This is a genomic window from Thiocapsa sp. C2-2m (genome assembly GCF_041903745.1).
GTDB lineage: Bacteria > Pseudomonadota > Gammaproteobacteria > Chromatiales > Chromatiaceae > Thiocapsa > Thiocapsa roseilacustris.
On record NZ_JBBWVD010000022.1, the window covers coordinates 42,931 to 66,730 of the forward strand.

General features: G+C 62.7%; 24 protein-coding genes and 1 pseudogene. 13 read left to right on the forward strand and 12 right to left on the reverse strand.

What is annotated here, in order from left to right:
• The first annotated feature begins 90 nt into the window (after positions 1-90).
• From AADX97_RS17285 to AADX97_RS17300, 4 genes are all read left to right on the forward strand, one after another.
• On the forward strand, positions 91-420 hold the full coding sequence (locus AADX97_RS17285; RefSeq protein WP_374235949.1) for a YkgJ family cysteine cluster protein: 330 nt from the start codon (positions 91-93) through the stop codon (positions 418-420).
• A 446-nt stretch (positions 421-866) separates the two neighbouring features.
• The gene (locus AADX97_RS17290; protein ID WP_374235948.1) at positions 867-1,490 is read left to right on the forward strand and encodes a V-type ATP synthase subunit D; all 624 of its coding nucleotides are present in this window, start codon (positions 867-869) and stop codon (positions 1,488-1,490) included.
• 16 nt (positions 1,491-1,506) lie between these two features.
• Positions 1,507-1,647 (forward strand): hypothetical protein, encoded by a 141-nt coding sequence (locus tag AADX97_RS17295; protein WP_374235947.1) that lies wholly within the window; start codon positions 1,507-1,509, stop codon positions 1,645-1,647.
• 19 nt (positions 1,648-1,666) lie between these two features.
• Complete coding sequence (locus tag AADX97_RS17300; protein WP_374235946.1) at positions 1,667-2,581, forward strand: 5-bromo-4-chloroindolyl phosphate hydrolysis family protein; 915 nt, start codon at positions 1,667-1,669, stop codon at positions 2,579-2,581.
• Positions 2,582-2,792: 211 nt separating this feature from the next.
• On the opposite strand, the gene tcdA is transcribed toward AADX97_RS17300, so the two are convergent.
• Positions 2,793-3,611 (reverse strand): tRNA cyclic N6-threonylcarbamoyladenosine(37) synthase TcdA, encoded by an 819-nt coding sequence (gene tcdA, locus AADX97_RS17305; RefSeq protein ID WP_374235945.1) that lies wholly within the window; start codon positions 3,609-3,611, stop codon positions 2,793-2,795.
• A gap of 312 nt (positions 3,612-3,923) precedes the next feature.
• Here tcdA and AADX97_RS17310 point away from each other — a divergent pair, with 312 nt between their 5' ends.
• The 5 genes and pseudogenes from AADX97_RS17310 (at position 3,924) to AADX97_RS17330 (ending at position 8,977) form a co-directional block, all read left to right on the forward strand.
• On the forward strand, positions 3,924-4,211 hold the full coding sequence (locus AADX97_RS17310) for a co-chaperone GroES (RefSeq protein ID WP_120799636.1): 288 nt from the start codon (positions 3,924-3,926) through the stop codon (positions 4,209-4,211).
• Between the two features lie 56 nt (positions 4,212-4,267).
• On the forward strand, positions 4,268-5,899 hold the full coding sequence (gene groL / locus AADX97_RS17315; protein WP_374235944.1) for a chaperonin GroEL: 1,632 nt from the start codon (positions 4,268-4,270) through the stop codon (positions 5,897-5,899).
• Positions 5,900-6,381: 482 nt separating this feature from the next.
• Positions 6,382-7,008: a potassium channel family protein gene (locus tag AADX97_RS17320; RefSeq protein ID WP_374235943.1), complete on the forward strand. Its 627-nt coding sequence runs from the start codon at positions 6,382-6,384 to the stop codon at positions 7,006-7,008.
• Positions 7,009-7,172: 164 nt separating this feature from the next.
• Positions 7,173-8,054 (forward strand): annotated as a pseudogene (gene groEL / locus AADX97_RS17325) (chaperonin GroEL); the annotation flags it as partial.
• Between the two features lie 479 nt (positions 8,055-8,533).
• A complete protein-coding gene (locus AADX97_RS17330; RefSeq protein ID WP_374235942.1) occupies positions 8,534-8,977 on the forward strand; it encodes a DUF4399 domain-containing protein in 444 nt (147 codons plus the stop codon).
• A 254-nt stretch (positions 8,978-9,231) separates the two neighbouring features.
• Here the strand turns inward: AADX97_RS17330 and AADX97_RS17335 are convergent, their stop codons facing one another.
• Positions 9,232-9,606 carry a hypothetical protein gene (locus AADX97_RS17335; protein ID WP_374235941.1) on the reverse strand — a complete coding sequence of 125 codons (375 nt, stop codon included), beginning with the start codon at positions 9,604-9,606 and terminating at the stop codon, positions 9,232-9,234.
• 111 nt (positions 9,607-9,717) lie between these two features.
• On the opposite strand from AADX97_RS17335, the gene AADX97_RS17340 reads away from it, so the two are divergent.
• The 4 genes from AADX97_RS17340 to AADX97_RS17355 all read left to right on the forward strand — a co-directional run bounded on the left by AADX97_RS17340 (position 9,718) and on the right by AADX97_RS17355 (position 12,764).
• Positions 9,718-10,386 (forward strand): ankyrin repeat domain-containing protein, encoded by a 669-nt coding sequence (locus AADX97_RS17340; protein WP_374235940.1) that lies wholly within the window; start codon positions 9,718-9,720, stop codon positions 10,384-10,386.
• Positions 10,387-10,409: 23 nt separating this feature from the next.
• Positions 10,410-10,697, forward strand: a complete 288-nt coding sequence (locus tag AADX97_RS17345) for a hypothetical protein (RefSeq protein ID WP_213455760.1) — start codon at positions 10,410-10,412, stop codon at positions 10,695-10,697.
• A gap of 61 nt (positions 10,698-10,758) precedes the next feature.
• The gene (locus tag AADX97_RS17350; protein WP_374235939.1) at positions 10,759-11,448 is read left to right on the forward strand and encodes an HAD-IC family P-type ATPase; all 690 of its coding nucleotides are present in this window, start codon (positions 10,759-10,761) and stop codon (positions 11,446-11,448) included.
• Positions 11,379-12,764, forward strand: a complete 1,386-nt coding sequence (locus tag AADX97_RS17355) for a cation-translocating P-type ATPase (RefSeq protein ID WP_374235938.1) — start codon at positions 11,379-11,381, stop codon at positions 12,762-12,764. The genes AADX97_RS17350 and AADX97_RS17355 overlap by 70 nt, the downstream gene beginning before the upstream one ends.
• A gap of 101 nt (positions 12,765-12,865) precedes the next feature.
• On the opposite strand, the gene AADX97_RS17360 is transcribed toward AADX97_RS17355, so the two are convergent.
• The 10 genes from AADX97_RS17360 to nuoH form a co-directional block, all read right to left on the reverse strand.
• On the reverse strand, positions 12,866-13,627 hold the full coding sequence (locus AADX97_RS17360; RefSeq protein WP_374235937.1) for an MBL fold metallo-hydrolase: 762 nt from the start codon (positions 13,625-13,627) through the stop codon (positions 12,866-12,868).
• A 13-nt stretch (positions 13,628-13,640) separates the two neighbouring features.
• The gene (gene bamC / locus AADX97_RS17365; RefSeq protein WP_374235936.1) at positions 13,641-14,828 is read right to left on the reverse strand and encodes an outer membrane protein assembly factor BamC; all 1,188 of its coding nucleotides are present in this window, start codon (positions 14,826-14,828) and stop codon (positions 13,641-13,643) included.
• Positions 14,829-14,895: 67 nt separating this feature from the next.
• Positions 14,896-15,771, reverse strand: coding sequence for a 4-hydroxy-tetrahydrodipicolinate synthase (gene dapA, locus AADX97_RS17370; RefSeq protein WP_374235935.1), 876 nt, complete (start codon positions 15,769-15,771; stop codon positions 14,896-14,898).
• Between the two features lie 141 nt (positions 15,772-15,912).
• Positions 15,913-17,352, reverse strand: coding sequence for an NADH-quinone oxidoreductase subunit NuoN (gene nuoN / locus AADX97_RS17375; RefSeq protein WP_374235934.1), 1,440 nt, complete (start codon positions 17,350-17,352; stop codon positions 15,913-15,915).
• 54 nt (positions 17,353-17,406) lie between these two features.
• Complete coding sequence (locus tag AADX97_RS17380; RefSeq protein WP_374235933.1) at positions 17,407-18,987, reverse strand: NADH-quinone oxidoreductase subunit M; 1,581 nt, start codon at positions 18,985-18,987, stop codon at positions 17,407-17,409.
• A gap of 20 nt (positions 18,988-19,007) precedes the next feature.
• Complete coding sequence (nuoL, locus tag AADX97_RS17385; RefSeq protein ID WP_374235932.1) at positions 19,008-21,014, reverse strand: NADH-quinone oxidoreductase subunit L; 2,007 nt, start codon at positions 21,012-21,014, stop codon at positions 19,008-19,010.
• A 75-nt stretch (positions 21,015-21,089) separates the two neighbouring features.
• Positions 21,090-21,395, reverse strand: coding sequence for an NADH-quinone oxidoreductase subunit NuoK (gene nuoK / locus AADX97_RS17390; protein ID WP_374235931.1), 306 nt, complete (start codon positions 21,393-21,395; stop codon positions 21,090-21,092).
• Entirely contained in the window at positions 21,392-22,045 is a 654-nt protein-coding gene (locus AADX97_RS17395) for an NADH-quinone oxidoreductase subunit J (RefSeq protein ID WP_374235930.1), read from the reverse strand. Before AADX97_RS17395 ends, nuoK begins: the two co-directional genes overlap by 4 nt.
• A gap of 208 nt (positions 22,046-22,253) precedes the next feature.
• The gene (gene nuoI / locus AADX97_RS17400) at positions 22,254-22,745 is read right to left on the reverse strand and encodes an NADH-quinone oxidoreductase subunit NuoI (protein WP_374235929.1); all 492 of its coding nucleotides are present in this window, start codon (positions 22,743-22,745) and stop codon (positions 22,254-22,256) included.
• A gap of 14 nt (positions 22,746-22,759) precedes the next feature.
• Positions 22,760-23,794, reverse strand: a complete 1,035-nt coding sequence (gene nuoH / locus AADX97_RS17405) for an NADH-quinone oxidoreductase subunit NuoH (protein ID WP_374235988.1) — start codon at positions 23,792-23,794, stop codon at positions 22,760-22,762.
• Positions 23,795-23,800 lie beyond the last annotated feature (6 nt).

Consider the following 23,800-nt stretch of genomic DNA (forward strand, 5'->3'; position numbering starts at 1 on the left):
GACCAAGGCTAGGTCGCACTCGTCGGCGCCCCGAATCCTCCGCAGTGACTTCGCCATGATGACACCGCAACGACCATCGGGGACACGCACATGACCCAAGGGCGTCGCGCCTGTGGTGTCGAGGTGGGCTTGGCATTCGTAGAGGACGACCCGAATCCGACTCCCGCCGCCCCGTTCACCTGCGAGACCTGTGCCGCCAACTGCTGTCGATTGGAAGTCTGGTGCCTCACCGACACCGGCGTCCCCGGCCATCTCACCGCCACTGATCACTTCGGCCGCACCATCATGGACCGGCTCGACGACGGCTGGTGTGCAGCATTGGACCGCGACACACTGCTGTGCCGAATCTACGCGCAGCGGCCCTTAGTCTGTCGCGAATTGGAGGTCGGCAGCCCGGAGTGTCTCACCGAGCGCGGTTAGAATACCGGCGTTCGTCCCCGACGACGTCGAGCAGGTGATCGCCTCCGAGATCAGCGAAACCCAGCTCAACCGCGGCCATCCTGCAGCCGAGCATCGCCGAGGTCCGACGCGTCCTGCGACCCGACGGCGGTTTGGCGGCCTGAAGCTACGGCCTCGTGGAGACCGACGCCGCGACCCTTGGCACAGATCCGTTTCCAAGATCTCTCACGGAGACTCGGATGGCGCGAAGGAAAGATCTCGAATTCTCCGTGCTCTTCGTGTCTCCGTGAGAGGCATCTCAAGCTGGAACCAAGTTGCCGTGCCTGGCGTCAGCTGATCGGTGGCAAAGACGCGTCCATGAACCACTGCATCCGACACGACGATCATGCGATCATGCAACCTTTCCGTCCGGATGAGCATCGGCACGTCGAGGACGGATACCGTTCGCTCGGGTTGAGAGAGTCCAGATGGCACAACAACTGATCAAGGTTCCGCCAACCAAGAACACGCTCCTCCGACTGAAGAAGCAGGAGAAGTTTCTCGAAGAAGGCCACGACCTGCTCGAACGCAAGCGCGAGTTGCTCACGCGCCTCGTCTACGAGCGCATCGGCGAGTACCGGCGGCTGCGAGAGGCATCTGAAAAGGCGCTCGCCGAGGCCTATCGCTGTCTCAGCATCACCCATCTGCGCATGGGCAGCCGAGGGATCCATCAAGCCGCGCTCGGCTCGGAGCTGGCCCTGACGGTCGACATCCTGCCGCGCCGCGCACTCGGCGTCGAGTATCCGGCCGTAACCAGCGAGCGCATTCCGCTCAAGCCGGTCGGCCTCCTGGGGACCGACGCGAGCTTCGACACCACCCGCGAGAACCTCTCCAACGCCTGCGTGCTGCTCGCGCGTCTTGCCGAGGTCGAGATCGCGCTGCACCGCCTGATGGAAGAGCAACGCAAGGCCCAGAAGCGTGTCAATGCGCTCAAGTACAACATCATTCCGCTCTATCGGCGGACCATCCACTTCATCCAATCATCGCTCGAGGAAGAGGAGCGCAACACGCTCTTCCAGGTCAAGCTGCTGCGGCAACGGGCCGAGGCTTGAGGAGCGATCCAACGCCATGCCCGACTTCCCGCGCAAGGTCCTGGGTCTGCTCTTGATCCTGGCCGCCGTCGGCGTCGCCTCTTGGCAGGCACTGGCAGTCTCCTGCTCGTCTCCTGCCGCCGCCGAGACAGCCCGGCACGCCGCCCCGCCACGCTGAGCCCTCTGGAGACGCTTCCATGATCCGCGTGTTTGCGCTTGTCGCGATCCTCACCGCGATCACCGTTTTGATCCTGGTCATCCGCTTCAAGCTTCTCCGCACCGACGATCACCGGCGCTCGATCCCGGATCAGCCGAGCCCGGCAAAGGGGCTCTTGATGTTCCTGTTGACGCTGCCGGTCTTCGTTGCCGCTGTTGTCGCCATGGCCCGTGGACTCTTGATGCCGATGATCGGCAACGCCGTCGGTTACACGCTGCTGCTGGGCGGGGCTTGGTTGCTGTGGCGCGGTCTGGTCTCGGAAGCTGCCTACGAGCGCCGTCTCGTGGCCAAGACGCCTTGGCCGCTCAAGGCATCGGGAGGCATCCTGATCGGTTTGGGGACGGGGCTGACCGCGTGGCTCGGCGTCGGGCACCACCCGGGCATCGCCTTCGCCTTCGGTGTCGTCGCCCTGCTCGGTTGTCGGCTCTTCTACGGGGGTGATCCAGTTGCAGCCAAGCGGGTCACGGCCGCCTCCGGACTGAACACAACGGATCAAGTGCTTGCCGCCTTAGCGCAAGCCGAGCATTCGATCGCCGCCGTCGAGCAGTCGAGCCGGGAGATCCGACAACCCGAGCTCAATCAGCGCCTGCGGCGCGTCGCCGTGCTCGCCCGCGAGATCCTGACCTTGCTGGAAGAGGACCCGCGCGACCTGCGACGCGCCCGCAAGTTTCTGAACGTCTATCTGGACGGTGTGCAACGTGTCGTCGAAGGCTACGCGAGGACGCACCAACGCGCCGCGTCGCCCGATCTCGACGCCAATTTCCGGCGGGTCCTCACGAGCATCGAGGAGGTGTTCCAGGAGCAACGCCAGAAGCTCTTGGAGTCCGACATCATGGACCTGGACGTACAGATCGAGGTGCTGACGAGCCAACTGAAGCGCGAGGGGCTCTTATGAACCGCGTCGCATGAACCGCGTCGAGAAGCGATCCTCAAGCGTCGATGCGCTATGCAACCTTGCAGCATGACAAAGAGGTCGAGGCGACGCAGTTCAGAGGGTCAAGGCGAGATCGAATCCGAGTGAGCCGTAGGTTGTGCCGAGCCGTGCGAGGCACAACCGACCGTCGGCGGAAGTCGTGCTTCCTATTGTCAGCACAACCGGCATCAAGTCACTCCGGACGCGGTCTAATCGACACCTCGATCACCCTCGACACGGCCGCGAACCCGAACGTCGCAGTCACGAAGCTTGCCGAACCGTAGCCGAGCCGGCAGTCGAGCGAGACGCCGCTGATGCCGGGCTTTTGGTGGCTGACACATCCATCCGCCCTCGGGTAGACCGGCTGCTCCAGCGAGTAGACGCAGTCGACCTTGAACCGCCGTTTCGGATCGCGCGGGAATCCATAGGCCTCGCGCAACCGCCGCCGCACCCTCGAGGCCAGCGGGTCATGCTCGGTTCGGCTCAGATCGGCCACCCTAACCGCGGTCGGGTCGCGCCGCCCGCCTGCACCCCCGGTCGTGACGATGGGGATCTTGTGTGCCTTGCAGTGTGCAATCATCGCCGCCTTAAGTCGAATACTGTCGATCGCGTCGATAACCGCGTCATAGCCACGGCTTAGATATGCCTCGAGTGTCCGATCGGTGACGAAATCGCGGATCGGCTCACACCGGCAGAGCGGATGGATGTCTCGGATGCGCTCGGCCATCACCTCGACCTTCGCCCGATCGAACTGGCTGGTCATGGCATGGCTCTGGCGATTCACATTGCCCGCCTCGATGGTGTCGTCGTCGATCAGGGTAATGGCGCCCACCCCGGTGCGGGCGAGCGCCTCCGCTGCCCAAGATCCCACCCCGCCCACACCGACGACGCAGACATGCAGCTCGGCGATCCGCGCGCTCTCCACCGCCCCGTAGAGCCGTGCAATCCCGCCGAAGCGCGCCTCGCGCCCGACCGAAACCTCTTTATCCGCATGCGTGTCCGCTGTATCCATGCCGTCATCTTCCTCGATCTACGCCCTGACTGAAAGCGTTCGCCCAAATCGACCTCGAACCCGCACCCACAACGCAGTTCTCCGAGATTCCTAATCTCCTGAACCGCGTCCCCCCCGACAGCCCTTGAGAAACACGAGATCGAAATCACCGACGCCCGATCGGGAAACTCCGGACGCGGTTCAGCAGCGGTTCAGCAGCGCTTGACATCTTGGGAATTTTCTCTAGATTGTTAGCACTCGATCCGACCGAGTGCTAACAGCCCGTCGAGATCGCGAACTTTCAGTTTCTTTGCTCAAGGAGTCACGTCGTTTATGAACCTACGTCCTTTGCATGACCGTGTCGTCGTTCGCCGCAAGGAGGAGGAGCGCACCTCCGCCGGTGGAATCCTGATCCCGGACTCGGCGGCCGAAAAGCCGATCGAGGGCGAGGTCATCGCCGTCGGCAACGGCAAGCTGCTGGACAACGGCGAGATCCGCCGCCTGGATGTGAAGGTCGGCGACCGCGTGTTGTTCGGCAAATATTCCGGCACAGAGGTGAAGCTCTCCGAGGAGAAGCTGCTGGTGATGCGCGAAGACGACATCATGGGCGTCATCGAATAGCGGCCAACCGCCCGCGTCCTCCACCCCCCATTTCGCTTTACCGAGGCAAGCAATCCATGAGTGCAAAACAGATTTCCTTCAGCGAACAAGCCCGTGCCCGGATGCTCCGCGGCGTGGACATCCTCGCCAATGCAGTCAAGGTTACCCTGGGCCCTAAGGGCCGCAACGTCGTCATCGAGAAGTCTTGGGGCGCCCCGACCGTCACCAAGGACGGGGTCTCCGTGGCCAAGGCGATCGAGCTGAAGGACAAGCTCGAAAACATGGGCGCCCAAATGGTCAAGGAGGTCGCATCCAAGACCTCCGACATCGCCGGTGACGGCACCACCACCGCCACCGTGCTGGCTCAGGCCATGGTCCGCGAAGGCATGAAGGCCGTGGCTGCCGGTATGAACCCGATGGACATCAAGCGCGGCATCGACAAAGCGGTCGAAGCCTCGGTGACCGAGCTCAAGGCGCTCTCGCGTCCCTGCTCGACCAACAAAGAGATCGCCCAGGTCGGCACCATCTCGGCCAATTCAGACGAGTCGATCGGCCAGATCATCGCCGAGGCGATGGAGAAGGTCGGCAAGGAAGGCGTCATCACGGTTGAGGAAGGCAAGTCGCTGCAGAACGAGCTTGAGCTGGTCGAGGGTATGCAGTTCGACCGCGGCTATCTCTCGCCCTACTTCATCAACAATCAGCAGAGCCAGAAGGCCGAGCTGGATGCGCCCTACATCCTGCTCTACGACAAGAAGATCTCCAATATCCGCGATCTGCTCCCCGTACTGGAGGCCGTCGCCAAGGCCGGCAAGCCTTTGCTGATCGTCGCCGAGGATGTCGAGGGCGAGGCACTGGCGACCCTGGTCGTGAACAATCTGCGCGGTATCCTCAAGGTTTGCGCGGTCAAGGCGCCGGGCTTCGGCGATCGTCGCAAGGCAATGCTGCAGGATCTTGCCATCTTGACCGGCGGTACGGTGATCTCGGAAGAAGTCGGTCTGACGTTGGAGAAGGCGACCCTAAATGATCTGGGCTCGGCCAAGACGGTCCAGATCGCCAAGGAGGACACCGTCGTCATCGACGGCGCCGGCTCGCACGACGAGATCAAGGGCCGTTGCGATCAGATCCGCAGTCAGATCGAGGACACCACCTCCGACTACGATCGCGAGAAGCTGCAAGAGCGTCTCGCCAAGCTGGCCGGCGGCGTGGCCGTGGTCAAGGTCGGCGCGGCGACCGAGATGGAGATGAAGGAGAAGAAGGCGCGTGTGGAAGACGCCCTGCACGCCACCCGTGCGGCGGTTGAGGAAGGGATCGTTCCCGGCGGCGGTGTGGCCCTGATCCGCGCCATCGGCGCGGTCGTCGGCCTCAAGGGCGCCAACAGCGACCAAGACCTCGGCATCGCCATCGCTCGCCGCGCCTTGGAAGAGCCGCTGCGTCAGATCGTCACCAACGCAGGCGACGAGGCATCGGTCGTCATGAGCAAGGTCGCAGAGGGCACCGCCAGCTTCGGCTACAACGCGGCTACCGGCGAGTACGGCGACATGATGGACATGGGCATCATCGACCCCACGAAGGTTACCCGCACGGCGCTTCAAAACGCCGCGTCCATCGCCGGCCTGATGATCACCACCGAGGCCATGGTGGCCGATGAGCCCAAGAAAGAGAAGGGCGCCGCTGCACCGGGTGGCGGCATGGACGATATGGACTACTAAAACCGTCGCCAAGCCGATGCCCGGTCCGATGCGAGCGCCGTCTCGTGTCGGACCCTGCCGCGGCAAAGGCGATCGACCCACGACAAAGGAGCCGGAAGGCTCCTTTGTCGTTCCGGCTCCAGGAGCCGACGGAACCCGGCGCGCGCACTCAGAAACGCGCCGGAAATCGGCTGAGCACCGAATCTAATCGTTGTCGTTGTCGTTGTCGATTACGAATACGACAACGACAGCCGTGGCACAGGTGTTCTTTCGCCGAGTTTTATGACTTGTAGATGGTCTGCCCCGTCGCCTCGATATGCTTCGAAGCAGATTCCTCACCTCGCCGATCCGATCGCCCTGACTCGACACGGCGCAGAAGGGATATCATATTGGACCCTGCCGAATACAGGCAATCGCCCCACAGGATCGGACGCCGCGCCGTGAGTCAGTGCAAGGTTTCTTTATCGGGTTGGTGGCGCTTCTGGAGAGATCCGGATCGCTGCTTGGCGGTACTCCTCCTGCTGCTCATCCTCTACATCCTGGTCTTTACGCCGATGTACGGCTCGCCGCTTGCCGACGGCGGATTGATCAGCATCACCTTCTCGCTGATCCTGCTAACGGGTGTCTTCACGACGGCCCAATATGACGCGACTCGGGTCGGCATCACGATCATCGCGCTGATGGCCTTCGCCTCGCATTGGGCGCATTTCGTTTTGGGCGGGATCACGATCCATCTGATCGATACCGCAGGTGCGATGCTGTTTTTTATCGCCCAGGCCTATTTCACCGTTCAGCGGGTCTTCCGAGCGGGCCCCATCAACAGTTACCGGATCCTCGGCGCCATCGCGGGCTATCTGATCATCGGGATGATCTTCGCGAACGCCTACCTCTTCCTCTCGCTTCTGGCACCGGATGCCTTTCGGTTTGCACCCGGCGTCCAAATCAACGACCCACCACTTCCAGAATTGGTCTATTTCAGCTTCATGACGCTGACGACGGTCGGCTACGGTGATATCACACCCCTGCATCCCGTCGCACGATCACTCGTCACCATGCAGGCCCTGATCGGTCAACTCTATCCGACTATCTTGATCGCGCGACTGGTCACCCTCTATCGTCGTGATCCATGAACCGCGAACCCATGAAACCCCTGAACCCCGAACCCCGGCGCATCACCGCCCGCACCCCGCGCCACGAGACCGGCATGAGCGATGGAGTGCCTTTTCGGGTCAGATTGAACTCCCTAAGCGTGCGACGGCGTGTGACTTCGGCAATGTCATAGACCGCGACCTGAATGCTGCCCGGAACTGAGGTCACCGCATCTACGGCACTCTCCAAACCGCATGCCCCACCGGCGCTGGCAACCCTGGTCGTAAACAATCTGCGCGGCATCTTGAAGGTCTGTGCGGTGAAGGCGCCGGGCTTCGGCGATCGTCGCAAAGCCATGCTGCAGGATCTCGCCTTCCTCACCGGCGGCACCGTGATCTTCGAAGAGGTCGGTCTGTCGCTCGAGAAGGCAACCCTCAATGATCTGGGCTCGGCCAAGACCGTCCAGATCGCCAAGGAGGAGACCACCGTCATCGACGGCGCCGGCTCACACGACGAGATCAAGGGCCGCTGCGATCAGATCCGCAGTCAGATCGAGGACACCACCTCCGACAATGATCGCGAGAAGCTGCAAGAGCGTCTCGCCAAGCTGGCCGGCGGCGTGGCCGTGGTCAAGGTCGGTGCGGCGACCGAGATGGAGATAAAGGCGCGTGTGGAAGACGCCCTGCACGCCACCCGTGCGGCAGTCGAGGAAGGGATCGTTCCCGGCGGCGGTGTCGCTCTGATCCGCGCCATCGGCGCAGTCGTCGGTCTGAAGGGCGCCAACAGCGACCAGGATCTCGGCATCGCCATCGCGCGCCGCGCCCTGGAAGAGCCGCTGCGTCAGATCGTCACGAACGCGGGCGACGAGGCATCCGTGGTCCTGAGCAAGGTCGCCGAAGGCATCGCAAGCTTCGGCTACAACGCCGCGACCGGCGAGTACGGCGACATGATGGACATGGGCATCATCGATCCCACGAAGGTCACCCGCACGGCGCTTCAAAACGCCGCGTCCATCGCCGGTTTGATGATCACCACCGAAGCCATGGTGGCCGAGGAGCCCAAGAAGGATGATGGCGCCGCACCGTGAGCCAGCGCAACGTTTCTTTATCGGGTGGGCGGCGGTTCCGGAGAGATCCGGATCGCAGCTTGGCGGCGCTCCTCCTGCTGCTCATGCTCCATCAACAGCTATCGGATCGGCGGATACAGGGTTTAAAATTGCATATTTTTTAGAACTTTAAACCGCGCCAGCTCCTACAATCGTCAAGTCTGCCGGGGCCGATCCCATCCAAAAACATCACATACCGCGCTGGGCGCGGTTTAGAGTGCGGCCCCGCTGTAACATGTTTTTGGTGCTCCTGATGACCGCGCCGATCCCCATGCAAGCAGGTCGCTAGGATCGTCCCGTCTCGGCGCGCCGCGAAGGTGATCGGGAGCGGAAGACCCTCGATCCGGCATGGCCGCACCCGCGCCTGGCGGGTCGTCTGCAACACAGATTTGCTTGAAATCGGCGCCCGGGCTCCTGACTCTCCTCAGAATATTGTTCGAAACCACAAGAGGAGACGACCGATGAAGAAGAGAGGGTTCAAACGTGCATCACTGTCCCTGCTGATCGCCGCAGGCCTGGCCTTCGGTGCCTTCGGGGCGCTCGCAGCCGTCGAACGCACCCCAGCGCCCGAGGGGGCCAAGGCGTACATCATTGCGCCGGAGGACGGTGCGACCGTGCCACAGACCTTCGTGGTGCGGTTCGGACTCTCCGGGATGGGGGTTGCACCGGCGGGAGCCGATCTCCCCAAGACGGGACATCATCACCTGCTGGTCGACATGGACGGTCTGCCGCCGCTCGACCAACCGATCGGCGCCGACATCCTGCATTTCGGGGGCGGTCAGACGGAGACCGAGCTCACGCTGCCGCCGGGCGAGCACACCCTGCAGATCCTCCTGGGCGACAAAAATCACATTCCGCATGACCCACCGATCCTCTCGGAGCGGATCACCGTAACGGTCGAGTAGAGCTGCCGCAGGCCACCCGTGCGCCTCATGCCGGGCGCCGGAGAGTTTCGACCTATGTCTGCGATCGGAGCGTTGAATCGCCCGAGACCCGTTAAGGCGAACTCCGGAAACCTTCGTGCCAATGGCGTAGGTTGTGCCGAGCCGTGCGAGGCACAACCAACCGTCGGCGCAAGTTGTGCCTCCTATCGTCAGCACAACCTACGGGTATGGAAGTTTGCGGAAATCGCCTTAGAAGCTGACCCGGCGAGATTCGCCTAGCGGTCCATGACCATTTCCAAGCGTTCGACCTCGGCGATGCGGATCTCTCGACCGTCGGCGGTCACGAATCGCCGGCCGTCGACGCTGCCGCGACGGACCTCGTAGAGCGTGACCTCTCCCGTGTTGGCATTGACGATCCGAACGGGGATGATCTCCCGGTCGCGATCCCAATCCCGAACGAGAAGCGACAAACTCCCGAGCAACATGACCCCGAGGAGGACATAGGCGAGCGGACGGATCAGCGCCGGAGGAATCAGAGGTGGACGCGGCGCCACGAGGCCGGCGGCCTCGCGAGAGCGCATGATGCGGGCTCGGATGACAAGATAGGCCCCGAAGATGACAGCAGCGGTTAGGAGGAGTTTCCAGATCATGGTGTTTACGTTAGCACGACCGGCCGGTTCAGGCAGCCCATTCGCGCGCTGCGGGGTCGCGGCCGCCGGCCGCGACAGAAGGCCCGGCGGCGACGAGATCGGAGCGCAGGCATGAAGAAGGTTTACGTTCCGACGCTGCTGCTGATTGCGGCGCTGTCGCTCCTGGGCTGCACGGAACCCGCCGCACCGACGGTGAATTTGCACCGGGCGGTCGAGATCGGGGATATCGACCAGGTCTCGCGTCATATCCACTGGAAAAGCGATCTCGATCGGCCGGATGCGCACGGCGATCCGCCGCTACACGTCGCCGCGCGCGCAGGACGCGTCACCATCGCGCGGGAGCTCGCCCGCAAAGGCGGGAGTATCGAGTCGCTGAACGCCGCGGGGAAGACCCCGCTCGCCGTCGCACTCGAGCACGGGCGCACGCAGGTCGCGAGCATGCTCGTCGACCAAGGTGCACCCCTCGATGCGCAGGTCACGCTGGTCGCGTTGGTCGAGGCAGGAACAATCGACCGCGATACCCTGAATTTCCTCGTCAATGCAGGCGCACAGCTCGACAGACCGGATCCGAACGGGGATGCGCCGCTGCATGTCGCCATCCGCAATGGGCATCTCGAGACGGTACGGCGACTGATCCTTGCAGGCGCAGATGTGAATCAAGTCGCCGGTGACGGTCGCTTGCCGCTGCGGATTGCGCGAGAATCGGCGCCCGGGCGCGACGCCCGGTTTATCGTCTCGACCCTTGAGCGCAACGGTGCGAGGGCCGACCCACTCCCCTGACAGACACGCACAGGAGCGACCGAATGGCCGAGCGGATCGAAGATCTGACGGTGACCTACACGGAAGACGGTATCGACACGACCAAGGAGATCGACAAGGTCGTCCTCTCCAAGGGGAGTTGGACCACGATCCTCTTTCGCTACCAGGATTGGGATCGCGCAAAGGAGGCGTACGGTCCGGACAAATATACAATTCGTCGCTATCAGAAACGCAGTGGAGAGTACCGGCAGCAGTCGAAGTTCAACATTTCCAGCCGCGCACAGGCCCAAGCACTCGTCGAGGCATTGCAGGGTTGGCTGACTGACGACTGATCGCGCGCAAGCGGGTGGACACCGATAGCCCAAACCGGTGGGTGAGGCGGGGGGCGTGACGATGACTGCCAAGACGCAGACGCGTCCGTGGCACTGCTTGGGTGTCGTGGAGACGACCAAGGCGCTGGAGGCGGATCCCGCTCGGGGTCTCTCCACGGCCGAGGCAGACCTGCGACGTCACCGTCACGGCGAGAACGCGCTCGCCGAGACCAAGTCGCGCCCGCTCTGGCTCAGATTCCTGGACCAGTTCCGAAACCTGCTGGTGATCGTGCTCCTCTGCGCGGCAGTACTGGCCTGGACGATCGGGGACCTCAAAGACGCCGTGGCCATCCTGATCGTCGTGATCCTCAATGCGGCGCTCGGCTTTTATCAAGAGCACCGTGCGGAGCGAACACTCTCCACCCTGAAGGCGATGGTCGCCGTCCGTGCTCGCGTGCGTCGGGACGGTCGGATCGGCGAGGTCGAAGCGACCGATCTGATGCCCGGGGATCTTGTGCTGCTAGAGGCGGGCGATCGCGTTCCCGCGGACGGGCGGCTGCTGACGGCACCCAACCTGGAGGTCGACGAGGCCGCCCTGACCGGCGAGTCTCAGCCGGCTGGCAAGAGCACGCAGGCCTTGGACGCCGCGGGTCCGCCGCTGGCCGAGCGCCTGAACATGCTTTGGCGATCGGCATGTGGCGGATGGCCCAAAACCGGACGATCCTCAACAAGAAGCTCTCGGCGGTCGAAACCCTGGGCTCGACCACCGTGATTTGTTCCGACAAGACGGGGACACTCACACTCAACCGTATGACGGCGCATGCCGGCTGGTTTGCAGGCGGGCGCTTCAGTGTCGAAGGCGACGGCTACGGGACCGAAGGCGCGATTCTTCGGGACGATCCGAGCGATCAGATCGCTCCGGTCCACTTAGGCCGCCCCATGGCGCTCTGCAACGAATCGCGCGTGCGCGACGGCGCGTTGATCGGGGATCCCACCGAGGGAGCGCTCTGGATTCTCGCCCGCAAGGCCGGTCTGGACCCCGAATCCGAGCAGGCTCGCCGCCTTACGGGCGACCACAAGCTCACTGCCGAGGCCATCGGGCGCGAGCTCGGGTTGACCGGCGAGGTCGTCACCGGCGCGGAGCTCGACGCGATGGACGAGGCCGCACTCGGGCAGCGGATCGAGAACATCGGCGTCATCGCGCGGGTCTCGCCGGCCCACAAGGTCCGGATCGTGAAGGCGCTCAAGGCGCGTGGCCATGTCGTCGCCATGACCGGCGACGGGGTGAACGACGCGCCAGCGGTCAAGGCCGCGGATATCGGTGTCGCCATGGGTCTGACGGGCACGGCGGTCACGCGCGAGGCCGCGACCATGGTGTTGATGGACGACAACTTCGCGACCATCGTCCGGGCAGTCGAGGAAGGGCGCGTGATCTTCGACAACATCGTGAAGTTCGTACGCTTTCAGCTCTCGACCAATATCGGCGCCATCCTGACTGTGCTGGCGGCAACCCTGATGGGGCTGCCGACACCCTTCACGGCGATCCAGCTCCTCTGGATCAACATCATCATGGACGGCCCGCCCGCGATGACACTCGGCGTCGAGCCGGCGCGCCCCGGCAACATGCGGGCCCTGCCCCGCCGACAGGACTCTCAGATCCTCACGCTGCAGCGCTCGGCCCTCCTCGGCCTCTACGGCACCATCATGATGGTCGGCACCCTCTGGCTGTTTCAGGATGCCTTGACCAGCCACGGCCAGGCCTATGCCCTCACACTCGCCTTCACCACCTTCGTGCTCTTTCAGTTCTTCAATGTCTTCAATGCCCGCAGCGAGCACGGCAGCGCATTCAACACCCACTTCCTCGCAAACGGCAAACTCTGGCTCGCACTCGGCGCCGTCCTCGCACTCCAGGTCCTGGTCGTGAATTGGTCAACGGCTCAGGAGTTCTTCGGAACGGTTCACCTGCAACCCATTGACTGGCTCACGGCCACGCTCATCGCATCCAGCGTGCTCCTGCTCGACGACGGCAGGAAGTGGGCGCAGCGGCGATTCGAGCCTCGCTCGTTAGACCGGCCACCCGGACCGTGAGGGGCTCGTGACATCCGCTCCGCGGTGTCACGCATGCCCTGGCGCTCTGCGCCTACTGCCGCCATGGCCGCACGACGAACGAGGCCGCACTCCTGCCTTGATCAAGAGACACACCAAGGGCTCGCCTGATCCTGCTCAAAGATCAAAGTCCGATCGGCGAGCGACTCGCAAACCCCGCGGATGCTTGCGCGGACGAGATCGGGATGGTTGTTGGTCTCGCTGACATGCGCGACGCAGAGCTGCGCGATGGCTCGGTTCGGCAAGGCATCGAGCAGGCCGGCGGCTTGCAGGTTGCTGAGATGCCCGAAGTCGCCGGCGACGCGTCGCTGCAGACTCGGCGGATAAGGGCCGCGACGCAGCAGCTCCGGATCATGGTTGAGCTCCAGGATCAGCGCGTCGCAATCCTGAAGAACCTCCGTCATGTGGGGAGTCACGCAGCCGGTATCCGTCAACATCCCCAGGCGACGCCCGTCGGCCTCGAAGAGGAACTGACAGGGCTCGCGGGCATCGTGCGGGACAGGATAAGACCGGATACGCAGGCCGTCGATTCGGATCGACTGCCCCTGACCGGAGAGCAGCCGCATCCTCGGGATCTCGGGGGCGCCCACCGCCCGCCAAGTCCCGGGTGTTGTCCAAACCTCCACGCGATGCCGCCTTGCGAAGGACCACACGCCCTTCACATGGTCACCGTGCTCGTGGGTCAGGAGCAGGACATCGATGCTGTCCGGCTCGACATCCACCGACCGCAGTCGCTGATTCAGCTCGCGTAGGCTGAGGCCGTTGTCCACCAACACGCGGCAGCCCGCGCTTTCCACCAGCGTGGCATTGCCGCGGCTGCCGCTGCCAAGCGAGCAGAAACGCACGTCGCGTCTCAGCCTAACGCATTTGTTCCTTCATCAGCGTCAGGATCCGTTGGCTCGACTCGGATGTATCCGGATTCCCGCTCGCATCCAGCACGGTGACACGTGATTCGGTCTCGCCCCCCTGCACACGCACCTGATACTGCTTGACCGGGTCGACCTCGTTCTTCTTCCAGAAGGCCATTCGCGAGAGGAGGCCGGGGCGCTTGTCGTCGGACGCGCCGTCCTGCCCTGCATAGCGGACATAGTAGACACCCCGACTCATATCGCGATCTTCAACGGCGAATCCGGCCCGATCCAGTGCCGATCCGGCGGTTCTCCATGCACGGCGAAAATCCTCCTGGATCACCAAGGCTTGAGAGCCTCCCTCGGTAACGAGGCGAGCACCGACGGCCTGCATGGCAAGACCGCTTCCGGCGGCGCCGGATCTGCCCGCGGAGACGGGGCTCGCGGCCGCGGCACGCTGCTCGGATGCACCCAGAAAGACCATGAGGCGCCGCAGCATCTCGGCCTCCTTGGCCGGATCGGTCCCGCTGGGCTCCCAAATGGTCCGGCTCCCGTCACCGATCGCATTGGTCACCAGACGCTCCTCCATCCCGCGATGCGTAAGATGGATGTCGGTGGTTCCGGGTGTCGTCCCGGGCTCGATACGCAGACTGTACTGATCGCGCGTCGAGGTCGCGTAAACCCCCTCGACGACCTTGCTGATCATGCGCGTGACGAAATCGCGCCGGATCTCGGCGCGGTTATCCAGCCAATCGGTACGCATCACGCCGACGGATGGATTTTGCTCGACCAAGAGGATGCCCTGCTCGCGCCAGAAGGCGATGACCTTGGGCCACACCTGCTGCGGCGAGGCCTGGACCTCGAGCCACCGCTCGGAGTCGCGCCGCCTCAGCTCCACATTGGGTGTCTCGGGGAGAACCTCGCCCGAAGCCGCGACGCGCTGGCGTTGCGCGCGACTCCCGCTGTATTCCGAGAAGGTCGCCCCGCCGGCTGGCGGAATGTCCAAGGCATCGTCAAACCGCCCTGCGGTCAGATCCGGAGGGATCTCGAGATTCTCGCCGGCCTCCTGCTGCTTCTTGTAGGCAAGTCGCTGATCGGGGATCGCGTCGTTGATGACGTTCGAGCCGCAGCCGGACAGCAGCAGAGTCAGCGCAAGTCCGGCACAGATTCCGCAGGTCAGCCAAAAACGTGGTCTCAAGGTGAGCGACCTCTTTAATCGATTGCGCATACGCCTCCGATCCGGCGGGGCAGCGCTGCAAAGGGCGTCAGAGCACACCCGCCTGCTCCATCGCGGCACGCACGCGTGCATGATGCTCTTCGGAGAGCCAGGTGAGCGGAAGCCGAATGCCTTTCGTGCACAGCCCCATCTCGGCAACGGCCCATTTTACAGGGATCGGATTGGACTGTACGAACAGGTCATGATGCAACGCATCAAGCCGACGATTCATGGCCTCCGCATGCTCGCGATCGCCCGCCAGCGCCGCGTCGCACATGTCCTGCATGAATCGAGGAGCGAGATTCGAGGTCACCGAGATGACTCCGTTTCCTCCCGTCAGCATGAACTCGCATCCGGTCGCATCGTCTCCGCTGTAGAGGGCGAATCCCTCGCCGCAGCCGTCGCGCAACCGCGCAACACGGGTTAGGTCGCCCGTCGCATCCTTGATGCCGACAATGTTGTCGATCGGTGCGAGCCGAACGGTCGTCTCGGGCAGCAGATCACACGCCGTACGACCCGGCACGTTGTAGAGGATCTGAGGGATATCGACGGCCTCGGCGATCGCACGATAATGCAGATACAGCCCCTCTTGAGTGGGCTTGTTGTAGTAAGGCGTCACCAGAAGGGCGGCCTGTGCGCCGGCCTCTTTGGCGCAGCGGGTCAGGTTGATCGCCTCGCGGGTCGAATTGGCGCCAGTGCCCGCGATGATGGGGATCCTGCCGTCGGCAAGCTCAAGCGTCTTGCGAATGACGGCGCAGTGCTCCTCCTCGTCGAGCGTCGCCGATTCTCCGGTGGTCCCCACGGCGACGATCGCCGTCGTCCCCGCGTCGACATGGAAGTCCACGAGACGCCGGAGGCTCGCGTCGTCGATGCCCCCGTCCTCGTGCATGGGGGTAATGAGGGCAACGATGCTGCCGCGAAACATGTCCAACTCCGTTAGGCGAAAGCCCTGATGGTAGTACGCGAGACGTCGCCGACACAACCGAGATGATCCGAGCCCGGGTGCGAGGACCCCGAGCGTTCGGCCCCTATGCACTCACCCCCGAGGCGTTCTAAGCCCAGAGGCTCAAGCAAAGACACTTTGACACCAACTCAGAAGCGCCGCCGGGAACAGGCCGAGGACCAACAGGGAAAGACCGTTGAGGCTCATGGCGAAACGCACGCCGCCGCTGGTCGTCAAGACCGGCATATCCGGATCCGGCTTGTCGAAATAGATGAGCTTGACCACGCGCAGGTAGTAGAAGGCCCCGATGATCGAAAAGGCAACGGCGACCAGGGCGAGCCAGACCAAGTCGATGCGCACGACAGACTCCAGCACCAGCAGCTTCGCCATAAAGCCGACCGTCGGCGGGACACCGGCCATCGAGAACATCACCAGCGCCATCATGGCGGCGTACCAGGAATCCCGGTCGTTCAGCCCCTTGAGGTCGTCCAGATTCTCCGCGTCGAAGCCTTTTCGGCTCAGGATCAGCAGGATGCCGAAGGCGCCGGTCGACATGACGGCGTAGACGATCGCATAGAACATCGCCGATGCGTAGCCCTGCGCGGAGCCGGCCAAGAGCCCGAGGAAGATAAAGCCGACGTGCGAGATCGTCGAGTAGGCCAGCATGCGCTTGATGTTGGTCTGTGCGATCGCGACCAGGTTTCCCAGACCCATGGAGAGCACGGCGAGAATCAGGAGCATGCCTTGCCAATCCGGCTGGACCGCCTCCAGTCCATCCACCAACATGCGGATCGCCAACGCGAAGGCCGCGATCTTCGGCGCACTGCCGAGCAGAAGGACGGCCGGCGTGGGCGCACCCTCGTAGATGTCCGGAACCCACATGTGGAAGGGCACGGCGCCGAACTTGAATCCCACGCCGATGACCAGGAAGACCACGCCGAAGACCAGGACCCTGTTGTCCATCCCCTGCTCGGCCACCGCCTCTGCGACCGGACCGAACTCGATCGAACCGGTCGCGCCGTAGATCATGGAGACGCCGTAGAGGAGCATTCCCGAGCCAAGCGCGCCAAGCACGAAATACTTCATCGCCGCTTCGGCGCCCTTCTTCGAGTCGCGATCGAAGGCGACCAAGGCATAGAGACAGAGCGCCTGAAGCTCAAGACCGAGATAGATGGTCAGGAAGCTGTTGGCCGAGACCATGATCAACATCCCGAGGATCGCAAAGAGCCCCAAGACATAGAACTCCCCGACGAAGAGTCCGCGATCCTTCAGCCAGGGCCGCGCGTAGACGAAGGCGAGCAGGCTGACCACCAAAATCGCGCCCCTGAGCAGATCGGTCAGGCCGTCGCGCACGACATTGCCGTCGAAGACGATGCGCGTCTCGCCGCCGCCCACGGCACCCGTGAGGCCGATCGCGACCAGCAGACCGATCAGGGTCAGGGTATGGTTAATGTCCTTATCCTTCTCCTTGAGATAGAGATCCAGCACCAGCACGATGCTGGCGGTGACCAGGATCGCGATCTCCGGCAGGATGGGGATCAGATTGGCGGCGTCGAATGGCATGTGAGAATTCCGATTAAGTGAGACCCGCGCCCGAGCGCATCCCCGAACAGGTCGTCAGGGCTGCCCAGTCAGACCGGCGACGGATGCGGGCACCGCAAGGACGCAGTCCGCCGCCTCGGAGGCCGGCAGCTTGCATTCGCTGACATGGGCAACCAGGTTCTCGACCGAGGCGTGCATCACCTCCATCAAGGGGGCGGGCCAGATCCCGAGGGCCAGGACCGCGGCTGCCAGCACCCCGAGATTGAAGGTCTCGCGGCGGCTCAGATCCTGCAGACCGGCCACCTTCTCGTTCTTGACCTCGCCGAAGATCACCCGCTTGACCATCCAAAGGGTAAAGGCCGCCGCCAGGATCAAGGTGGTCGCGGCCAGGAAGGCCCACCAGAAATCGGCCCGGAAGGTCGCGAGGATCACCATGAACTCGCCGACGAAACCTGAGGTTCCGGGCAGGCCTGCATTGGCCATCGCGAAAAAGACGACGAAGGCGCCGAACCAGGGCATAGTGTTGATGACACCGCCGTAGTCTGCGATCTCGCGTGAATGAACGCGGTCATAGAGCACGCCCACGCAGAGGAAGAGCGCACCCGAGATGAAGCCGTGCGAGATCATCTGGACCATTCCGCCCTCGATCCCCATCACCGCACCGCCGGCGACATCCGGATTGCGGATGATGGTGAAAACGATAAAGAAACCGAGCGTCACGAAACCCATGTGCGCGATCGACGAATAGGCGATCAGCTTCTTCATGTCCTGCTGAACCAGGGCCACGAATCCGATGTAGACCACGGCGATCAGAGACAACGCGATCATCAGCAAATCGAGCGAGGCACTAGCGTCCGGTGTGATCGGCATCGAGAAGCGCAGGAACCCGTAACCGCCGATCTTCAGCATGATGGCCGCAAGGATGACCGACCCGCCGGTCGGCGCCTCGACATGCGCGTCGGGCAACCAGGTGTGGACCGGGAACATCGGCACCTTCACCGCAAAGGCGAGCAGGAAGGCGATGAAGATCAGGATCTGGGCGGTCATGCCGAGCTCCAGATCGTGGAAATCCAGGATACTGAAGCTGTCGGCCTGGAAGAACATGTAGATCAAGGCGACCAACATGAAGACCGAGCCGAAGAAGGTATAGAGGAAGAACTTGATGGTCGCATAGACCCGATTCGGTCCGCCCCAGACCCCGATGATGATGAACATCGGGATCAGCATCGCCTCCCAGAAGACATAAAAGAGGATGGCATCGAGCGCCGAAAAGACGCCGACCATCACGCCTTCCATGATCAGGAAGGCCGCCATGTAATGCGACGGCTTGTAGGTAATGACATCCCAGCCCGCGATGATCACGAAGATGGTGATGAAGGTCGTGAGGATGATCAGCGGCATGGAGATGCCGTCGACGCCCAGGTAGTACTCGACATTGAAGGTCGGTATCCAGGGCGCACGCTCGACGAACTGCATCTGCCCGATGCCGGCGTCGAACCCTGTCCAGAGACCGAGGCTGATCGCGAAGGTCAGGATCGCAAAAGCGAGCGCGATCCACTTGGAGATGTCGGAGCCTCGATCTCCGCTCGCCAGTACGGCGATACCGCCGATGATCGGCAACCAGATGATCAGCGTCAGGAGAGGTAACTCGTACATGCGGGGTGTCTCCTTCCGCTTTAGAGCACGACGAAGATCGTCAAGAGCCCGACGAGCCCGACGATCATCGCAATCGCGTAGTGATAGAGGTAACCGGTTTGCAAATGCCGCGCGCGCTGCGCCAGCGCTGCAACCCGGTGAGCCGATCCGTTGACCACACCGTCGTCGATGATCGCGCGGTCACCGCCGAGCCAGAGTACCTTGCCCAGCCAACGACTGCCGCCGGCAAAGATCTTCTGATTGAAATCGTCGAACCCGTACTTCGCCTGCAGGACCTTGGTCACGGGACCACCCATCGCCTGCAGTTGATCGTCGATCTTCGGATTCCTCGCAAAGACAAACCACCAAACGACGGCGGCCAAGATCAAACCACCCATCGCCAGGAAGAAAGGCGGCATGCTCATCCCGTGCAGGACGAAGGCCCATTGACCATGCCAGTGCTCGCGCAGCGGCTGCAGGGTGTCGTGCTCGGGCGCCACGACGATGGGGTTCCAGTCACCGGTCGCGAACCAATTGGTCACCAGCAGCGGCTCGACGACCAGCCAGCCGAGCACCACCGAGGGGATCGCCAGCAGCACCAACGGCAAGGTCACTACCCACGGGGTTTCGTGCAGATGGTGTCGTGTGTGCTCGTCCATCCGCGGCTTGCCGTGAAAGACCAGGAAGTACATGCGGAAACTGTAGAGCGCCGTGACGAAGACACCGATCGTCAGTAGGAGCGAGGCATAACCGGACCCGTAGAGCGTCGAATGCCCCACCGCCTCGATGATGGCGTCCTTCGAGAAGAAGCCGGAGAAGGCCGGGAAACCAATCAGGGCCAGCGAGCCGATCAACGCGGTGATCCAGGTGATCGGCATGTAACGGCGCAGGCCGCCCATCTCGCGGATGTCCTGCTTGTGATGCAGAGCGATGATCACCGAGCCGGCCGCCAGGAACAGCAGCGCCTTGAAGAAGGCATGGGTCATCAGATGGAACATCCCGGCCGCATAGGCCGAGGCACCGAGCGCCGTCACCATATAACCGAGCTGCGAGAGGGTCGAATAGGCGACCACGCGCTTGATGTCGTTCTGCACCAGACCGATCAGGCCCATGAACAGTGCCGTCGTCGCGCCGATGATGAGGATGAAGCTGAGCGCCGTCTCCGACATCTCGAACAGCGGCGACATCCGCGCGACCATGAAGACGCCGGCGGTGACCATGGTCGCGGCGTGAATCAAGGCCGAGATGGGCGTGGGGCCTTCCATCGAGTCCGGCAGCCACACATGCAAAGGGACCTGTGCGGATTTACCCATGGCACCGATGAAGAGCAGAATGCAGATCAGGGTCATGAGCGAAACGCCGCCGAACAGGGCGACCTGCGTGCCGGCATGGGCGGGTGCCGCGGCAAAGACCTCCGCGTAATCCATGCTGTTGAAATACATCCCGATGGCAGCGATGCCGAGGATGAACCCGAAGTCGCCGACGCGGTTGACCAGGAAGGCCTTCATGTTGGCGAAGATCGCCGTCTCGCGCGTCGACCAGAAACCGATAAGCAGGTAAGAGACCAGACCGACCGCCTCCCACCCGAAGAAGAGCTGCATGAAGTTGTTGGACATCACCAACATCAACATGGAGAAGGTGAAGAGCGAGATGTAGCTGAAGAACCGCTGGTAACTGTTCTTGCCGGTCAGCGCGCCTTTCGGCCAGTTGTGCTCGTCATCGGCCATGTAGCCGATCGTGTAGATATGGACCATCAAGGAAACAAAGGTCACGGTCGCCATCATGACCGCCGTGAGCCGATCGACCAAGAAGCCGATCTCGAAGCGGATCCCGTCCGAGACCATCCAGGTATAGACCGATTCGTTGTAGACCGGCAGATCGCCCCAGATGAAGCGCGCCAGCACCATGAGCGACAGCGCCGTGGAGAGCCCGACGCCGGCGATCGTCACCGCATGCGCCCCCTGTCGGCCGATTCGGCCGCCGAAAAAGCCCGCGATGATGGCGCCCAGGAGCGGCGCAAGCACGATGGTCAGGTAGACGTTTTCCACTGTTTAGCTCGCTCTTTCGCTTGATGTGATCCGAATCGACCCGCCAGTTGCGCAGACACCTTGACGCCGTGCGCGCTACCCCTTGAGGCTGTCCAGATCCTCCACGTTGATCGTCTGCCGATTACGGAAAAGCACCACCAGGATCGCCAGCCCGATCGCCGCCTCCGCCGCCGCCACGGTCAGGATGAAAAAGACGAAGACCTGCCCCGTCATATCCCCGAGGAAATGGGAAAAGGCGACGAAATTCATATTCACCGCCAAGAGCATCAGCTCGATGCACATCAGCAGCAGGATGACGTTTTTGCGATTCAGGAAGATCCCGGCGACCGCCAGCATAAAGAGCCCTGAGGCCAGGATCAGATAGTCTGAGAGCGCGATCATTCGGTCGATTCCTGTGGTGCAGCCGAGGCAGCGACGGCCGGAACCGCGGCACGCTCGGAAGGCATCTTGACGATACGAACCCGGTCTGGACCCTTCTTGACCCTGACCTGCTTCGCCGGATCCATGTACTTCGTCTCGGGCCGACGGCGCAGCGTCAAGCGAATCGCGGCGACGATGGCGACAAGCAGGATGACGGCGGCAATCTCGAACGGATAGACATAGAGGGTATAGAGCAGGAGACCGAGCTCCTCGGTATTGCTCACCTCGGGGCCTGCCGGCACCGGCGACGGGAAATGCTGCAATCCGAAGTTGGCCGGTCCGACGATCAGGAAGATCTCGAGGGCGAGCACGACCGCAATCAGCGCACCGATCGGCAAATAGCGAATAAAGCCCGCACGCAGCGTCGCGATATCGACATCGAGCATCATGACCACGAAGAGGAAAAGCACCATCACCGCGCCCACATAGACCAGGATCAGTACAATGCCGAGGAACTCCGCCTCGAGCATGATCCAGAGGGTCGCGCTGCTGATGAAGGCCAGCACCAGATAGAGAACGGCGTGGACCGGATTGCGACGCGTGATCACCATCCCTGCAGCAACTAGGGTTATGGCCGCAAAGACATAGAAGAGGAATTTTTCAAAGCCCATGATTCATCCGAATGCCGTGGTTAGGCGCAATGGTCAAATAAGCGCCAACGGAGCGCCCGCTCGGCGCCTGATCGCCCTCTGTTCGATCGAGCCCCGAAGCGCCGCAGGCGGATCGACGAAAGCTCCGGCCCGCTCGGCATGAAGGCATCGATCCTCGAGCATGCCTGCATCGCCGGACGCAATCCCTGCGATCCGGGGTCCATCGCGGTCAGCGGTAAGGCGCATCCGCGGCGCGTGCCGCGGCGATGTCCGCCTCGTATTTGTCCCCGATCGCAAGGAGCTTCTCCTTGGTCATGATGTTCTCGCCGCGATTCTCGAAGTGGTACTCGTAGACCCCGGTCTCGACGATCGAGTCCACCGGGCAAGACTCCTCGCAAAACCCGCAATAGATGCACTTGAAGAGGTCGATGTCGTAGCGCGTCGTCCGTCTCGACCCGTCCTCGCGCGGCTCGGCCTCAATCGTGATGGCCAGTGCCGGACAGACCGCCTCGCAGAGCTTGCAGGCGATGCAGCGCTCCTCGCCGTTCGGATAGCGCCGTAAGGCATGCAGGCCGCGAAAACGCGGCGATATCGGGGCCTTCTCTTCCGGGTACTGAACCGTGAACTTGCGCTTGAACAGATAAGCGCCGGTCAGGCTCAAGCCCTTGAAGAGCTCCACCATCAAGAGGCTTTGAAGATAATCGCGTGTGGCTTTCAGCATCGGTCGTCTCCGGCTCAGGCGGACCACCAAGGGGGCAGCTCTGCGAGCACCGCGAGCGCCACCACCAAGATCCAGACGATCGTGATCGGGATGAACACCTTCCAACCCAGACGCATGATCTGGTCGTAGCGATAGCGCGGGAAGGTCGCCCGTAACCACAGGAACACGAACATGAAGAAGAAGGTCTTGAGCAACAGCCAATGGAAGCCGTCACCCAGCAGCAGGCTGCCCTCGACCCACGTCTGCGGGAAAGGCGACAGCCAGCCGCCCATGAAGAGCAGGGCCGAGAGCGCCGAGATGAGGATCATGTTCGCGTATTCGGCCAGGAAGAAGACCGCGAAGGCCATCCCGGAATATTCGACATGGAAACCGGCGACGATCTCGGACTCGCCTTCGGCGACGTCGAATGGCGCCCGATTGGTCTCCGCGATACCCGAGATCAGATAGACGCCGAACAAGGGCAGCAGCGGCAGCCAAAACCAAGTCAGGATATTCCCTTCCTGGGCCGCGACGATCGCACCCAGATTCAGGCTCCCGGCGGCCACCAGCACACCGACCAGCGCAAAGCCCATTGCGATCTCGTAGGCAACGATCTGAGCCGCCGAGCGCATGGCCCCGAGCAGGGCATATTTCGAGTTCGACGCCCAACCCGCAATGATGATGCCGTAGACACCGAGCGAGGTCAGCGCAAGGAGATAGAGCAAGCCGGCATTGATGTCGGCGAGCACCATGCCTTCATCGAAGGGGAATACCGCCCAGGCGGCCAAGGCCGGCGCGATCGCAATCATGGGCGCCAACAAGAACAACGCCTTGTCGGCCTTGGTCGGGATGACGATCTCCTTCATCATCAGCTTGACCGCATCCGCGATCGGCTGCAACGAGCCGCGCCAGCCGACCCGGTTCGGCCCGATGCGGACCTGGATATAGCCGATGACCTTGCGCTCGGCCAAGGTGTAATAGGCCACCATGCCGAGCAGCGGCAACACGATTGCGATGATCTTGATCAGGATCTGGATCACCACGGGAAGCGCATTCCATAGTTCGATCATCATTGA

Excerpts from the sequence above, each read along its gene's own strand:
- AADX97_RS17290 (WP_374235948.1), top strand. The coding sequence starts at position 867 with ATGGCACAACAACTGATCAAGGTTCCGCCAACCAAGAACACGCTCCTC.
- AADX97_RS17355 (WP_374235938.1), top strand. The coding sequence starts at position 11,379 with ATGGCCCAAAACCGGACGATCCTCAACAAGAAGCTCTCGGCGGTCGAA.
- nuoI (WP_374235929.1), bottom strand. The coding sequence starts at position 22,745 with ATGCTGAAAGCCACACGCGATTATCTTCAAAGCCTCTTGATGGTGGAG.
- AADX97_RS17340 (WP_374235940.1), top strand. The coding sequence starts at position 9,718 with ATGAAGAAGGTTTACGTTCCGACGCTGCTGCTGATTGCGGCGCTGTCG.
- groL (WP_374235944.1), top strand. The coding sequence starts at position 4,268 with ATGAGTGCAAAACAGATTTCCTTCAGCGAACAAGCCCGTGCCCGGATG.
- AADX97_RS17335 (WP_374235941.1), bottom strand. The coding sequence starts at position 9,606 with ATGATCTGGAAACTCCTCCTAACCGCTGCTGTCATCTTCGGGGCCTAT.
- AADX97_RS17310 (WP_120799636.1), top strand. The coding sequence starts at position 3,924 with ATGAACCTACGTCCTTTGCATGACCGTGTCGTCGTTCGCCGCAAGGAG.
- nuoH (WP_374235988.1), bottom strand. The coding sequence starts at position 23,794 with ATGATCGAACTATGGAATGCGCTTCCCGTGGTGATCCAGATCCTGATC.
- AADX97_RS17395 (WP_374235930.1), bottom strand. The coding sequence starts at position 22,045 with ATGGGCTTTGAAAAATTCCTCTTCTATGTCTTTGCGGCCATAACCCTA.
- tcdA (WP_374235945.1), bottom strand. The coding sequence starts at position 3,611 with ATGGATACAGCGGACACGCATGCGGATAAAGAGGTTTCGGTCGGGCGC.
- nuoK (WP_374235931.1), bottom strand. The coding sequence starts at position 21,395 with ATGATCGCGCTCTCAGACTATCTGATCCTGGCCTCAGGGCTCTTTATG.
- AADX97_RS17345 (WP_213455760.1), top strand. The coding sequence starts at position 10,410 with ATGGCCGAGCGGATCGAAGATCTGACGGTGACCTACACGGAAGACGGT.
- AADX97_RS17300 (WP_374235946.1), top strand. The coding sequence starts at position 1,667 with ATGATCCGCGTGTTTGCGCTTGTCGCGATCCTCACCGCGATCACCGTT.
- AADX97_RS17350 (WP_374235939.1), top strand. The coding sequence starts at position 10,759 with ATGACTGCCAAGACGCAGACGCGTCCGTGGCACTGCTTGGGTGTCGTG.
- nuoN (WP_374235934.1), bottom strand. The coding sequence starts at position 17,352 with ATGCCATTCGACGCCGCCAATCTGATCCCCATCCTGCCGGAGATCGCG.
- AADX97_RS17380 (WP_374235933.1), bottom strand. The coding sequence starts at position 18,987 with ATGTACGAGTTACCTCTCCTGACGCTGATCATCTGGTTGCCGATCATC.
- dapA (WP_374235935.1), bottom strand. The coding sequence starts at position 15,771 with ATGTTTCGCGGCAGCATCGTTGCCCTCATTACCCCCATGCACGAGGAC.
- AADX97_RS17330 (WP_374235942.1), top strand. The coding sequence starts at position 8,534 with ATGAAGAAGAGAGGGTTCAAACGTGCATCACTGTCCCTGCTGATCGCC.
- AADX97_RS17295 (WP_374235947.1), top strand. The coding sequence starts at position 1,507 with ATGCCCGACTTCCCGCGCAAGGTCCTGGGTCTGCTCTTGATCCTGGCC.
- AADX97_RS17285 (WP_374235949.1), top strand. The coding sequence starts at position 91 with ATGACCCAAGGGCGTCGCGCCTGTGGTGTCGAGGTGGGCTTGGCATTC.